The organism is Terriglobia bacterium (genome assembly GCA_020072645.1).
In the GTDB taxonomy this organism is placed as follows: Bacteria; Acidobacteriota; Terriglobia; order Terriglobales; family Acidobacteriaceae; genus Angelobacter.
Genome location: JAIQGK010000012.1, coordinates 585,412 through 599,288, shown reverse-complemented (window position 1 = coordinate 599,288; position 13,877 = coordinate 585,412). Strand labels below are relative to the sequence as shown.

The 13,877-nt window shown below is 54.4% G+C and carries 14 protein-coding genes; 3 read left to right on the top strand and 11 right to left on the bottom strand.

Going from position 1 to position 13,877, the window contains the following annotated elements; all coding sequences use genetic code 11:
- Positions 1–5 precede the first annotated feature (5 nt).
- The 11 genes from LAO76_19165 to LAO76_19115 form a co-directional block, all read right to left on the bottom strand.
- Positions 6–1,658, bottom strand: coding sequence for a M28 family peptidase (locus tag LAO76_19165; GenBank protein ID MBZ5493043.1), 1,653 nt, complete (start codon positions 1,656–1,658; stop codon positions 6–8).
- Between the two features lie 73 nt (positions 1,659–1,731).
- Positions 1,732–2,232: a TlpA family protein disulfide reductase gene (locus LAO76_19160; protein ID MBZ5493042.1), complete on the bottom strand. Its 501-nt coding sequence runs from the start codon at positions 2,230–2,232 to the stop codon at positions 1,732–1,734.
- 68 nt (positions 2,233–2,300) lie between these two features.
- Complete coding sequence (locus LAO76_19155; protein ID MBZ5493041.1) at positions 2,301–3,776, bottom strand: hypothetical protein; 1,476 nt, start codon at positions 3,774–3,776, stop codon at positions 2,301–2,303.
- Positions 3,769–4,722, bottom strand: coding sequence for an A/G-specific adenine glycosylase (locus tag LAO76_19150; GenBank protein ID MBZ5493040.1), 954 nt, complete (start codon positions 4,720–4,722; stop codon positions 3,769–3,771). The genes LAO76_19155 and LAO76_19150 overlap by 8 nt, the downstream gene beginning before the upstream one ends.
- 144 nt (positions 4,723–4,866) lie before the next feature.
- Positions 4,867–5,409, bottom strand: coding sequence for a hypothetical protein (locus LAO76_19145; GenBank protein MBZ5493039.1), 543 nt, complete (start codon positions 5,407–5,409; stop codon positions 4,867–4,869).
- A 13-nt stretch (positions 5,410–5,422) separates the two neighbouring features.
- Complete coding sequence (locus LAO76_19140; GenBank protein ID MBZ5493038.1) at positions 5,423–7,048, bottom strand: hypothetical protein; 1,626 nt, start codon at positions 7,046–7,048, stop codon at positions 5,423–5,425.
- A gap of 9 nt (positions 7,049–7,057) precedes the next feature.
- Positions 7,058–7,723 (bottom strand): type II secretion system GspH family protein, encoded by a 666-nt coding sequence (locus tag LAO76_19135; GenBank protein ID MBZ5493037.1) that lies wholly within the window; start codon positions 7,721–7,723, stop codon positions 7,058–7,060.
- A gap of 6 nt (positions 7,724–7,729) precedes the next feature.
- The gene (locus LAO76_19130) at positions 7,730–8,278 is read right to left on the bottom strand and encodes a prepilin-type N-terminal cleavage/methylation domain-containing protein (protein MBZ5493036.1); all 549 of its coding nucleotides are present in this window, start codon (positions 8,276–8,278) and stop codon (positions 7,730–7,732) included.
- Positions 8,279–8,287: 9 nt separating this feature from the next.
- Positions 8,288–8,920, bottom strand: coding sequence for a prepilin-type N-terminal cleavage/methylation domain-containing protein (locus LAO76_19125; protein MBZ5493035.1), 633 nt, complete (start codon positions 8,918–8,920; stop codon positions 8,288–8,290).
- 396 nt (positions 8,921–9,316) lie between these two features.
- A complete protein-coding gene (locus LAO76_19120; protein ID MBZ5493034.1) occupies positions 9,317–9,757 on the bottom strand; it encodes a nuclear transport factor 2 family protein in 441 nt (146 codons plus the stop codon).
- Positions 9,758–9,900: 143 nt separating this feature from the next.
- On the bottom strand, positions 9,901–12,015 hold the full coding sequence (locus LAO76_19115; protein ID MBZ5493033.1) for a radical SAM protein: 2,115 nt from the start codon (positions 12,013–12,015) through the stop codon (positions 9,901–9,903).
- Between the two features lie 323 nt (positions 12,016–12,338).
- Here LAO76_19115 and LAO76_19110 point away from each other — a divergent pair, with 323 nt between their 5' ends.
- The 3 genes from LAO76_19110 (at position 12,339) to gatC (ending at position 13,818) form a co-directional block, all read left to right on the top strand.
- Positions 12,339–12,914: an isoprenylcysteine carboxylmethyltransferase family protein gene (locus tag LAO76_19110; protein MBZ5493032.1), complete on the top strand. Its 576-nt coding sequence runs from the start codon at positions 12,339–12,341 to the stop codon at positions 12,912–12,914.
- A gap of 71 nt (positions 12,915–12,985) precedes the next feature.
- Positions 12,986–13,297, top strand: a complete 312-nt coding sequence (locus LAO76_19105; protein ID MBZ5493031.1) for a DUF721 domain-containing protein — start codon at positions 12,986–12,988, stop codon at positions 13,295–13,297.
- Positions 13,298–13,491: 194 nt separating this feature from the next.
- Positions 13,492–13,818 carry an Asp-tRNA(Asn)/Glu-tRNA(Gln) amidotransferase subunit GatC gene (gene gatC, locus LAO76_19100; GenBank protein ID MBZ5493030.1) on the top strand — a complete coding sequence of 109 codons (327 nt, stop codon included), beginning with the start codon at positions 13,492–13,494 and terminating at the stop codon, positions 13,816–13,818.
- The last annotated feature ends 59 nt before the right edge of the window (positions 13,819–13,877 follow it).

Sequence of the window (13,877 nt, the reverse complement as noted above, 5' to 3'; positions counted from 1 at the left end):
TGTTCTTACTGCCCCATCTTTCTGGCTTTCTCAAATTCATCGCCCTGCTGCCAGCCGGCCAAATTGGGCTGGTTCGCCGCGTCCCAGCCAAGAACGAGTCCAAACTTCGCCAATTTGGCATCAGCGGTGAAGTCCATGTCGGGACGATATTGGTCAGAAGGCTGGTGATAGCGGTGGGCTACGTAATCCCGCTCTTTTTCTTCCCCCCAGGCAAGATCATGCCCTTTGAAGAGCACGCCCTCATTCACGCTGAATGCCGGTACGCCTACCCGGGCAAGACTGAAATGGTCAGACCGGTAATAATGCCCCGCTTCCGGATGATCGTCCGGCTGGATTGACATGGAAAAATCCTTTGCCACTTTTTCTACCAGCGGATAAACCGTTGTGCGCTCCGCCCCGGACACGACGAGCTGCTGCGGTTCACCCAGCGGCTGAATATCGTCATAATTCAGGTCGAGTGAAATATTTCTCGCCGGGATCGGCGGATGCTGACCCAGATACTTTGATCCCATCAGTCCCTGTTCTTCTGCCGTGACCGCACCAAAAATAACCGTCCGTTTGGGCTTTTCCTGGGCTGCGGCAAACACCCGCGCCAGTTCCAGCAGGATTCCGCATCCCGTCGCATTGTCCGCTGCGCCGTTATAAATATTGTCGCCCGGCTCATCAGGATGGATGCCCAGATGATCGTAATGCGCAGTGTATAGGATCGCCTGCTGCGCGGCCTTGGGATCGGAACCCTTTACCTGTGCCAGCACGTTTCTTGAAGTAAAGCTGCGCACCGTGCTTACGACTGTTTCTTTCACGCGCACAGGCAGTTCCACCGGCTTGAAGCTGCGCGTGGTTGCGTCATGCAGCATTTTGTCCAGGTCCATCCCGGCGGCAGTCGCCAGTTTGCGCGCTACTTCCAATTGGATCCATCCTGCCGACTTCAGCTTGGGGTCCGTGTCGTCCTTAAGCAGCGATGATTCGCCTCCCCAGGAGTTGCGCACGACCTCCCAGCCATAGCTGGCCATATCTGTTTTGTGGATCAGCACCACGCCCACCGCACCGCGCCGCGCTGCTTCTTCATACTTGTAAGTCCAGCGACCGTAATATGTGAGCGCGCGGCCCTTAAAGAAATTTGGATCGTCTGAAGGCGGCTCATTCACCAGCATGAGCAGCACCTTGCCCTTCACGTCCACGCCTTTGTAGTCGTCCCACTTGTATTCCGGGGCATTGATTCCGTAGCCTACATAAACGAGCGGCGCGTCGATTTCAGATTTTTGCGCGTGCGTCTGGTCATTCACCACGTAATCATCGGCAAATTTCAGCGCCATCTCCGCACCGGACTTGGGCACAAAAGAAAACTTGGTCTGCTTGGGATCTGTGGTTACACCAAAAAAATTGATCTTTTGGAAATATGTTCCATGCTCTCCGGCGGGCGCCAAACCGTAGCTCTTGAACTGTGCGGCAATCCAGTCTGCCGCCATGTCTCCGCCCTTCTGTCCGGTTCCGCGGCCCTGCAAAGCGTCGTCGGCAAGGTATTTCACCGTAGCCCGGATTTTCTCCGCATCAATGGCATTCATGGCTTTCTGCGCGGCGGGAGGCAATGCGTTTTGAGCGGATGCAGCGGATATACAAACGAAGACGATAGACAGGAATGTGCCGAGTTTTTTCATTGTTCCTCTTTGGCTGAATACTGATTGCTGAAGTTACTCTTCCATCCGCGACCGCGGATCAATTTTTCGCTTCTCAACCGGGTTTGAATTCTGAAACGTTTTCTCCCGGTTGAAAGATTTGCGCTGTTGCCGCGCCACTCAGTGAAGCCAGGCGACGATTCAGTTGCTCTACGTCCGCCTTTGACCAGCTGACTGTGGCAAAATCTATCTCGCCTTCCGGCGAAATGAGAAACGTTGTAGGAACATTCGTCAGCTTATAGGCATTTGAAACCGGATATTTTCCCACTGGATCCAGCAAAACCGGAAAGCTGACATTGTATTGCTTGTTGAATGCCTGTGTGTCCGCGGCATTGTCCTGGGAAACGCCAACAAAGGTAAATGCGCGGCTTTTGGTATAAGCCTTATAAATGCGGTCAAGATACGGCAGTGCCATCTGGCATACCGGGCAGCTCACCTTAAAGAATACGGCTACTACAGGACCTTTCTTGCGCTCCTCTTTGAGTGAAAATTTACGGCCATCCAAATATTGCAGTTCGATTTCCGGTGCCTGAACTCCGGCTTCCAGTGCGGGCATTGGGTCCCCTCCAGCTAAAACTCTATTGTAGATAACTTGTGGGCTTCGTGAAAATCCCTGCTCAGGCGTTAGCGTGAAGTCGCTTTCCGCGGGTCAGCGACACATGCGCCGCCATGATTCTCAGGCAGGTCCCTGCGCGGATTGCCTCGTTCGTCTCGATTATCGAAGAAGCAGTTCTGCGATTTTTGCGATGATCCCTGGAAAACCAGCGACATTCCATTACCGATTTGGTTGGATTGATAAATGTTGCTGTGGTTCGCCCCCGATTGTCGGGTTGCAGGATAACTTTTGAATGCCGTAGCGCTGGCGCCTGAAGAATTGTCCGCCAGCACTTTATTTCCGGCGATGACCGCGCCGGTAACGTTCCCGCGAAAGACAAATCCAATCACTCCAGATCTATCAATCTGCACGGTATTATCCAGAAACTTAAAGTTGGCAAACGTGGCTTCTCCGCCAACCACAAAGCCGAACCTTCGCGGATGAATGATCTTGTTTCTCTCGATGGTAACGCCGTTATTCACCAGGCTATCGATGTTGAAGCCGTAGTCGGTGTTGATTGCCGTATTGTCATGAAACGAGCCACCGGCCAGGTCCCAGCCGCCGTATCCAATCTGAACGCCCTCCACCAGGTTGTTCCTGACTTCGGCAGTCGCGTTCGCCACGCATATGGCCGTGCAAACCAGGCAGACAGTCTGTTTCATGCTGACGTTTTCAATAATATTGTCGCGATCCTGCCCTGGCTTGGAACGGTCCACCGATAATATCCAGATTGGAAAGGCTTCCCAGCGCGGACTAATTGCGCCGATTTCCGCCGCGGCATTCACTACATTCACGTCATGAATTCGGTGTCCGCCCATATCTGAGCGGAGATGGATCGCTTCCAGCGTAAGCGCCGTAACGCCGTGTTGCCGGGCCCGCGATTTCAACTCCGGGTAATTTCCATCAATCGTCAGGTCTGAAATCTCAATTCCCGAAGCTCCGTCTGAATTGGTGCCAAAGACCAGGCCAATGCCGCTATTCACCGGCATATGCTGAAGATTTTTGGGGTCCGTGATCGGCAGGTAGTCGCTCAGCTTCACCACGGTCTTGTCTTTTCCCGCGCCATGTATCTTCCATCCCTTGCCAATGGTGAAACCAGCCGGGTTCGGATGCGGAACGGCGATGAGGTAATCGTAGGCGCCCAGAGTTGAGAAGGTTCCCGGCCCAAGACAAACGGTCAGGTTTTCTGTCTTCACAACCGACTTTTTAGGATTCTGCGGGTCCGTGCAGCCCTCGCTGTAGCAGCGCAGGATGGTATCGAAGGCAGCGACAGTGCTGCCGTCGCGCGCGTCAGCCATGGAAGACCCGGAGCCGTCTCTCCCATTGCGAAGCGCAATATAAACCCGGGTTGTGCCATGAGGAAGAGATTTGGCCGGGGTAGAGCAATCAGAGACTGAAGATGCTGCCTGGGTTGGCTTTGTCTCTCTCGTCATCGTAGATGCTGCGCTTCCCTGACTGATCAACGCTGCCAATGTAATGAAGATCGCTCCCACTGTTTTATGCATCGCCTATCCCTCGAATGATTTTGCGCGCTAGCCCGGTAAGCGGCAGGCGATAGGCAGAACGCAAAGGAATCCACCGGTCAGCCGACTGCTTCTTATTCTTGCCGGCATGCACAAAGACAGTGTAGTCCGTGGTGGTAATGGCATGGCGCAGCTTCAGCAAAGGCAATTTGCTTGGTTTGCTCGCCTCTTCGATTTCGGGCAGCTCCCACATTCCTGGCATCAGCGAGCTTTGCTTATTCCGCTGGCGCAAGAGCACGCTGCCATTCCGGCGGGCCAACGCATAATGCAGCTCTGCCTTCCGCCGCGCCGGACGCCCAACTTTTTCCGTCGGGCCACGAGCACCGCACAGGTCTGCAACTGGACAGGCATGGCACAGTGGCTGGACGGGCAGGCAAACCACGGCTCCCAGTTCCATCATGGCCTGATTAAAGTCGCCAGGGCTCTGCCGATCTAAAAGGTCTCCGGCGATCTCCCAGTACTGCTTCTCCCCAACGGGCTCTGCAAGCAGAGCTTTGTGATTTACCAGGCGATCAATCACGCGCTTAACATTGCCATCCACCACGGCCACGGGCTCGCCAAAAGCGATGCTGCTCACGGCAGCCGCCGTGTAGCGGCCAACGCCGTGCAATTCCATCAGCTCAGGTGTGGTCCGGGGAAAAGATCCGCGCCGCACAATCTCTTTTGCCGCCGCATGCAGCGCCCGCGCCCTGCGGTAATAACCCAGGCCGCTCCATGCCGCGAGCACAGTACTTTCTTTAGCGCGGGCCAATTTCTCAGCACACGGGAACTGCGCAATGAACTTCCTATAGCGATCTTCAACCACGGCCACGCGGGTCTGTTGCAGCATGATCTCCGAAACAAGAATGTGGTACGGATCGGTTGCTCCACGCCACGGGAGCTTGCGTTGGGATTCCTGGTACCAGGCCAGCAAGAGCCGGCGGAACATGGTTTTGTCCAGCCGGACGTTACTTTTCTGTTGGGAAGCGGCCATGCTGCAAGAAATTGTAGCGCAGTTAGCGGCGCATGATTTTCCCATGACAGCAAAAAGCCAGCCGCGGAGGGCTGGCTATTTTAAAGTTTCAATCCGGAGTTATTTGCTAGGAGAAGACTTTTCTGCCTTTGAAAGATCGGCCTGTGTCTGGTCAACCTTCTCCTGGTAAATTTCAACATTCCTCTTGTCGCCTTCCAGAGCGTCCTCATACATCTGGCGACGGAAATCGCTGGTCTCGTTCGCCATGAGGTCTTCATATTTCTTGACTGACTGCTTCCAACCATCCCGCTGTTGCGTATAGGAATTAAGCTTTTGCTTCAGCTCCGCAACTTCAGGCGTATCTTTCGGCGCATCTTTTGTCGCCGTAGCGGTCTTTTCCGCATCCTTGGCCTTGTCAGGGCTTTTAGCGGCTGCCTCCGATGCGGCTGGCCCAGCGGAGATCGCATTGTCTGCGCTCCTGGCCTGCGATTGTGTTTCAGGCCTGACTGTTGCTACATCGTCATTGGTAAGCACCTTGACGACTTTCTTTTCCTGGCGGTTTTGTTTTGCCAGTTCGCCCAAGCTAGGCTGGTCTGACTGGGCGGCGCACGCGCCGCCCGCGGCCAGCACAAAAGTCAACATTGGGTAAATGAACTTCTTCATTTGGCCTATGCTCCTAATACATGATTTCGTGCGTCGCCAGCAATTGTGGGGGGGTAGAGCCTCCCAGGTTCTTCAAAGCGCACACGTCATAGTGAAAATTGATGCTGCCGCCAAAATTGTCGTCCTGCACCGTGTTGGTGGCGCTCACGTCGTCTCCCGCCAGGATCGCCCCAAACAAGTTTGTGCTTGCTCCAGCGCCGCCGGTGAATGACACCTTACCGCGAACCAAAATGAGTCCATACCAGTTCAGGCCGCCATTGATTTCAAGGTCGCCATCCACAATCAGGATGCCGGATCCGCTCGCGTCAGCAGTCAGCTTTACACTGCCGGGAACATATTCCGTGACGGAGGTATAACTTCCCGGAGCAGGCTCCGTGGGGAGCCCGGAAGGATATGTGCCGAATGTCTGGCCGGTTTGCGTACCACAATTCTTATAGGTAGCGGGGGTGGTTGTAAGGTCCTGGGTACCCGTGCACGTATAGTTCGGGACTGAAGCCCCTGTCCTGTACTGATTGATTAGATTGTTAATGTTCAGCGAGTTTGGCCACGGATTTACGCCCTGGACCGACGGGCCTGACTGCGTTGTCGTGCCCTGGGTCGGATCGGATCCGAAGCTGGTTATAGTATTTCCAGAACCGCCAACCACGTTCACTGAATTCTCGGTAAAAATCGCATGCGCAGAGGTGTTACAGGCGTTAGCAGGTTGGCCAGCGCGAGGGACACAGCTGGTAGTCGCATTGTTTCCGCTTCCACTGGTGGAGCAAGTGCATGCGCAATTGTCATAGGCATTCAGTATGTAGCTTCCCTGCAATTGCACAGGCGCCATAACCGAAATCGGGGCAGGCGGAATAAGCGGCGGCCTGAAGGCCACTTCCATTTGCACCATGCGTCTCGATCCCGGATTAGCGCCCACCTTGGGCGTGACTGCCAATGAGGTGATTTCCCAGACCGGCATGACGGTCACCGCCTGTGTAGCGCACGACCCGCTACTTACTACGACTTCTTGCGATCCATCCCAGCAAACTTGCTGGCCGTTCGCAAGTGCGCCGTTTACCTTGGTGCCTGAAGACCCCAATGCTCCCATCAGGTTTTGCTTGGCGGCGATTCTCACCCACTTAAATGGCAGAGCATCTGATCCGTTCACGCCGGCCGTCTGCGTCATGGTGGTGGCCGTAAAAGTGCTTGAATTGGTCAGCAACTGGCCGCCTTGGCCATTCGAGCCACAAGGTCCTGCGCCTGGAGTCAATGCCAGATTGGCATATCTTTCCCAGCAAAGCTGATCGTCAAGATAAGGATTAGCTGCAAGGGTGCTTCCTGAAGCCGTAGTAGGATCAATCCCCTCAGCATTCGTAGGGTTCGTCAGGTAAATCATATGGAAGGGCGAATTCGGGGTCAGTGCCATTGCATTGGCATTGAGCGCGGCGTCCTTGGCCAGAAGAAGGCGCGCGTCTTCAGCGCCGGCCCGCGCCGCAAAATATGCTTTTTGCGAGTCGCGGTAATTATTGTTCACGCTGTTTTCCGTGTCAGCCATGAACATGAGCCCCATGCCGATGGCGGCAAGCAGAAGCAGAGCGAGCAGGGCCACCATCATGGCGATGCCACGCTGGGTTTTCAGCCGCTTTATATTTTTTCCGTTCATGTTGTCACCTCAGTTGTTCACTAAACGTGCCATGCCCGTCATGGTTACTTGTATGCTGTTATGCGCGTCGCTGTCCTGCGCTGTGCCTTGTGTCGTCAGGGTAATCTGCACTGTTTTAATTTTCGGCAAGTCACTAGGCGCTGCAGGCAAAGTTATTGTTCCGCCGTCCGCTTTAAACGCCGTGAAAAACGTAGTACCCACCACACCCTGCACCTGGGTAAACGTTGTTGCCGCAGTTGCTGCTGTCCCCTTTGCCACTTGACTCCGGCGTATGCAGGGACAGGGATTTGGCGCGCTGCTTGTCCATCCAGAACCGTCAAAATAGCTGTATTCAACGGTATCCACCGTGCCATCGCCATCAACATCGCCTTCTATCACAATGTCATTGTTTGAAAGCGAAACCAGGCCCAATGCGATCTGGTTGGCTGTCCCGATGCCTCCGTACATTGCCGCTGAGGGATAACCCGCCTGATGCAGATCGCGCGCAAACTGATCAATGAACTCGCGTTCCTGCTGTGTCAGGTCAACTTTCTGGTCTTCAACCCTGTAGCGTACCTGCGCGCGGTCAATCTGCGAGAACACCGCGCCTACAACGATGGAAAGCAAAAGCACGACCATCAATAATTCGATCAAGGTAAAGCCGCGCTGCCGTGAATATTTTTTATTCTTATTCATGGGTTCTCACATTCCTACGATCGTGCGCAGTGATACCGGCGCAATGTAGGCCATGGCATGACTTCTGTTGTAGCTGGTGGGATGGCCCGCGGCCACAATCACCAGCTTGGCCCCCGTTGGAAGCGTGGTCACGTGCCAGCGCACGTCATAGGCAGTCCGCTGGCCATTGGTATTGCAAACTGTGTAGTTAATCTGGTAATTTGCGACTGCCGCCTGGGTAAAATCAACCTCGCCATTGCCGTTTGCATTCAGCGCCGCTCCCGTTCCGTTCCCCGTGGCGCCCGCTGTTGTAACAAAGGAAGTAACATTGGCGCAGTCAGTCACCTGCAGGATTGTGTCGGTATTTGCCGGCACGGCAGAGATCGCTTCCAGCACGGCCTGGGCCGCATTGGTTGCCGTGGTGTCCATACGGTTCGTGTTGTCGCGGGTCATTCCCAGAACAATCATGATCATCCCGCCCAGCACTCCCACGGTTAAAACGAACATGGCCACCGTTAACTCCACCAGGGTGAATCCACTGGCGTTCTTGCGCGAGCGTTTATTTTGTTGTTTCATAAATTCCGCCTATAACCAGCAAGCTGTATAACCGCATGTGCCCCCGGTCGCAACCGATAATCTCCAGCTCTTGATTCTTCCCGATGGCGTTACCGTAACTGCTTCCCAGCCTCCCGCGCTTTGCATAAACCATTCGAATCCCGTTCCGTTTGCCGTACACACGGTAGGATTGCCGCCGCCCTCAGTGCAGGGCAAGCCGCGAGCGTTAAAACCTATACTTTGGGCGACAAGTGGCATAGCAACGTTGAGAAACGCATCCAGTTGGGCATGATCAGGCGGCGCGCCCTGAAACGTAACTGCCGGAGACAACTGCACGTCGGGCTCCCCAGCAGCATATGTCGTATTGGCAGGATCATTGGTCACGAACGCCATATTGCCGGCTGCCGCGTTGGTATAGTTCACATACGCCGGCAGGTTTGTTTTTACGGCCTGAATTCGCGCCTGTTGCAGCAGACTCGCAACCGAGTGGCCTGCTGAATCCAGCTGATAGTTACGATATGTCTGGAAAATGTTCGGCACAGCAAGGCCTGCAATGATCAGCATGACCACGCAAACTATCAGGAGCTCAACCATGGAAAATCCGGATTGGTAGTTCTTCATGGCAGGCATCTCGGCTTTTTTATCTCGATTGTTAAATGACATAAGCTTTTCAAGCAGCCCGTTAGAAATGAAATACAGCCGCAACCGCATGAGATAGGCGGCCTTCCAAATCTAGACCGGAGGGGGTGGAAGTAAAAGGTGACGGAGGTACTAAGCGCTCTTGCACGGCGCCAACTTTGGTAACGTTGAAATGGCCCTCAACTTGCGCATTTTGGGCCTTTCCATGGACCTCACGTCTAGCCCTAATGAATGCAGCCGGTTAGGGCAACTTTGGCTTCAACAGCCCAGATTTCGACAGGTGGCCAGTTGCCACACTCATCTTGATTTTTAGTAACCTGGGAAAACACATTTTTGGCCAAGGCCGTGGGTCGCTGGATGCGAAAAGGTTGAATATCTTCAATTCACAAAAGCAGTGCGCTCAGCCCGAAGGCGGAATTCTTACTGATTTTGGATGGCTGTAATCGACATTGCGGTAAGCATCCACCGGCCCTTGACCTCTTGCCAGATGGAAATAGCGCGAAGGCCGGAAGATGGCAATGGCGCTTTAGCAGAAGCCTTCACGTGCAAGATGTAGGTCACCTTCATGTCAGTTCCCTCGGGTTGGATTTGCATGTCGCCCAGCGAGAATTCCTGCACTTCCGATGCCTGCCATAGTTCCACCCAGCCGGCACGATCAAGCATGCGGCCATTGGGGGCCACGCCGATAAATGTGGGAGAAAGATGCCTTTCCACGTTGACCCAGTCTTCGCCCTGAATCGCCTGCCACATCAGGCGCTCATTTTGTTCTGCCCCGGTCGCGTTCGTCCATGTGGCGTGCTTTGGTTCGCCGGCACAGCCGGCTATTACCGCGAAGGCCATCAATGTAAGGAGGAAACGCATAGCAAATTCTAACCACAGAGGTCACAGAGTAACACAGAGAATCAGCGTTCGGCTGAACGACAAAAGCGTGCTTACAAAGCTTGAGGGTCACTGAGAAACTGCCTCCGTGACCCTCTGTGTTCTCTGTGGTTAAGTTCCTGCTGTTAGTCGCCGAAAACTTCTTCCTTCTTTTCCTGCGTGGCTTCTGCTTTCGGTGCCGCCGGAGCGATGGCGCCAAGAGGAATAAACCCTCCCTGCGGCTTGGGCTCTTTCAGGATGTGCTCGCGGTAGAGCGCTTCCATGCGGGCATCGTCCGCGGACTTTTTTATCTTCTCGTCGCGGGCGCGCAGCTTCTCTTCGCGCGCGGTCTTGGCGATTCCCAGATCGTCCAGCGTGGTGTTGCGGCCTGCGTGCACATGCGCTTCATTCAGGTTCAGCTTGTGAGCGCTCTGGTTCAGGCCCACGGCCTTGCCGCCGGCAAAAATCTCATGGCGCCCGTGCTCTTCATACCACTTGGTGAGCGTGGCCGTCATGTGCATCTTTTCAATGATGTTGCGCCAGCCCACGCCCGTGTTATAGGCGCAGAAGCTGATTTCGCCCTCCTGAGTGGCGTAAGGAATAATGCACTGCTCGGTACGGCGGAAGTCGTAGTTGTAAAGGTCCTGGAACCACATTCCGGCGATGAACAGGAAGTTCCAGCGGTCCTGGCGACGCTTCTTGATATCTTCAACCGTGCGATCGCCGGAGACGCTCCCGTACTTCGCGTCGGGATTTTTCGTTGCGCCAAACGTTTTGTCAAATTTCTTCAGCAGATCGATCAGCTTGAAGTGCTTGGGGGCCTGGAACGGATCGTAGTTGCGGGCCAGAGCCAGCGCCATGCCGAAGACCGAGAGAAACCGTCCGCGACCAGCGTCATTGACCTTAGCCACGTCCTGCGCGATGCGGTCACCATTCAGGAACGCCGTGACTGGCACTGCTTCCTTAGTTTCTTTATCGATCATCACGGCCATGCCCACGCCGCAGTTCGGGTGGCATCCACAGCTCAGTTGTCCCCAATCTGCACTGGGGCCATGGATCAAGTCGGCCCAATCAGAGAAGGTGGACATAAATGAGATTGGGAACCAGTCGCGCTTGGGCTCGCCCAGGCCGGTCTGGTTTTTTACGTCGTGCGCCAGATGGCTCAGCGTGTAGCGCTGCGCCTGACGGCGGTCGTCGGTAATCTCTTCATCGCGGCCAGTAAATGAAACCGGCTGGAAGCTCAGGAAGCTGATGGTCCTGGGATTATCCAGCGCAAACTGAATGATGCGGCCCACCTGCTCATTATTGATCCCGTTGATGATGGTGGTGACCGGAACAATATCCACGCCGTTTTCATGCAGGTTGTGGATGGCGCGCAGCTTCACGTCAAACAAATTACCGACCTGCCGATGCGAGTTCGCTGCGTTTCCGATACCGTCAAACTGCAGGTAAGCGTAGCGCAAACCGGCTTCCGCGGCCTGGCGGCAGAACTCAGGTGACTTCGCAAATTCAATTCCGTTGGTCGCGGCCTGCACTGAGTTGTAACCAACTTGGCGGGCGTAGCGGACGGCATCGAGGAAATATGGAGACAGAGTCGGCTCGCCGCCGGAGAACTGTACTGACATCTGCCTGCGCGGTTTGATCGAGATCGCGTTGTCCAGCATGGTCTTGATCTCGTCCCACGTCAGCTCATGCACAAAGCCGACCTGGTTCGCGTCCATGAAGCAGGGGTCGCACATCATGTTGCAGCGGTTCGTCAGGTCGATCGTAAGGACCGATCCGCGGCCGTGCTTTACCGTGCTGGTGCCGTGGTTGTGCAGCTTTTCGTCGTTGTGTGCGCGGATATCGCGCCCAGGGAAAACGTCTTCCAGATGCTTGAAGAATTCAACGTCAACGGCCATCACGTCTTCAAAGTGGCCATGCAGCGGGCAATCCTTCACCATCAGGATTTTGCCGTCGCGCTCCACGATAGTGGCTTTGATCTCGCCGGCTTTTTCATTGAGCAGGATCTCATGCGGTAATTTGCCGTCAACAATCTGCTGCCGGATTTCCGGAACGCACTTGGGGCACAGAGAGTCCGTGGAGCGCGGCCAGCCTAGCGGCGGCTTCGTCTTTTCCCACGACTTCAATATCGGCTTGTCTGACCATTTTGGCGTGAATGAAGGCCGCGGCTTGATGCTGTTGATCTTTTCAAAAACAGCCCAAGCCCCTTTCGCTCCGTAGGTCAGGACTTTCTCTGCGTACTTTACCGGCTTGTGCATTAGTTGTGCCTCTCCTTGCGCCCTTGGCGCCCTCTTCCAAGCTATGAGACAGAAACAAAACGGGATATTGGTTTCGAGATTATAGTAATTGCCGGGCGGCTGTTTATTTAACAAGGTTTACGTGAACGGGTGTAAATAATGGTTCAGTGGTTTTTCTCAGCATTAAACGGCGAGACGAAAACACGGCTAAGTCGTTGGATTTAAAAGCACTAGACCCTTCGTAACGCCGCCTGATGATGAAACCCAGGCACTTGTAGTCTTGAAGTGAGCAGCGGCAATCTGAACCACTCCGCCCAGAAAATCGTATCTTCAGGCAGATGCAGATGAAAGACATTTTCAACACAGGCGTAGCGTACCTCTGGACAGCCCTTTGGATCGTCTGGCTGGTGAGCGCGCTTACAGCGAAGCGCAGTGTGCAGAGGCAAACTATTGCTTCACGCCTGGAGCAGACCATCCTGGTTACCACGGCATTCTTTTTACTTTTTGACCGCCGCCTTTGGCCGCGCTGGCTACGCCAGAGAGTCCTGCCTGCACACGATGACGCCTTGCTGTGGACTGGACTCATTCTTACTGCCGCCGGCGTAAGCTTTGCGATCCTGGCGCGCTTTTGGATTGGAAGAAACTGGAGCGGAACCATCACGATCAAAGAACAACATGAGCTGATTCAAAGTGGCCCGTATCGTATTGTCCGCCATCCGATTTATACCGGCTTGCTGCTGGCTTACCTGAGTACCGCGATCGTTCATGGTGAACTGCGTGGCTTTGTGGGCTTTTTCCTTTTGCTTCTGGGCTTCGGGCTCAAACTGCGGATGGAAGAAGCTTTTATGGTCCAGCAGTTTGGTAACGCATATCTGGACTACAAACAGCGCGTGAAAGCGCTGGTGCCTTTCGTGGTCTAACGGCTCTCTGAGCGACGTCCAGCTACGACCATCTTGAATGCTAAAATCTTTAGTCTGAGGTAAAGGATTCGATGGAAGCTGTGCGCACCGGCTTGCGCCAAATTATGCAGGACCTGCTGCGCGCGCGACCGCCAGAAGAAGCTGTTCTGCTGGCGTGGCCGCTAGTTTGCGGTAAAGAAGTGGCGTCCCGCACCACAGCAGCAGCGTTTTCTGACGGCACACTGACCGTAGAAGTCTCGGACTTGGGCTGGCGCAATCAGCTTCAGTCTTTTGCTCCACGATATTTGAGTGGGTACGAGGGCTTGCTGGGACAGGTGGTAAAGAGCGTGCAGTTTAAAGTGAAGCAGTCGGCAGCCAGCACTCAGCGTTCAGCTCCTGAGTAGTGTGAATGCGGACAGAAAGCCTGGGAACCCGAAGAAAAAGTTCATGGAAAAGGAAAGAATTGGGAGATCGGCCATTAGATCACAGAAAATCTATCACTCCGTTTCCTCCGTTCCTCTGCGTTTCAAAGGTTTTTGTTTCATGAACGATTCCGTCTCATGACTGAGTGCTGATTGCTGAACCCTGAGTGCTAACAATGAAAGTCACTGAAAAAGACGTCGCGTATGTTGCCGACCTGGCCAACCTGGAGCTCACAGACCAGGAGCGCCAGCGCATGCTCAAGGACCTGAACTCAATTCTCGACTACATTGATCGGCTGAACGAACTGGATACTTCCGATGTTCCACCGATGGCGCAGATTTCGGCAAAATTTGGCGCATTGGACGGGAAGCAGCGCGATGGCATGGGCGCGGCTTGGCGTGAAGATGTTCCGCAACCATCGTTGCCACACGCAGAAGCGATGAAGAATGCGCCGGAAAGTGATGGAGAATTCTTTAAAGTACCGAAGGTGATTGAGAAATAACTTTGCTGTCTCAAAGGTTTGATCTTCTCCGCGTCTCCGTGCCTCCGTGGTGAGGTTTT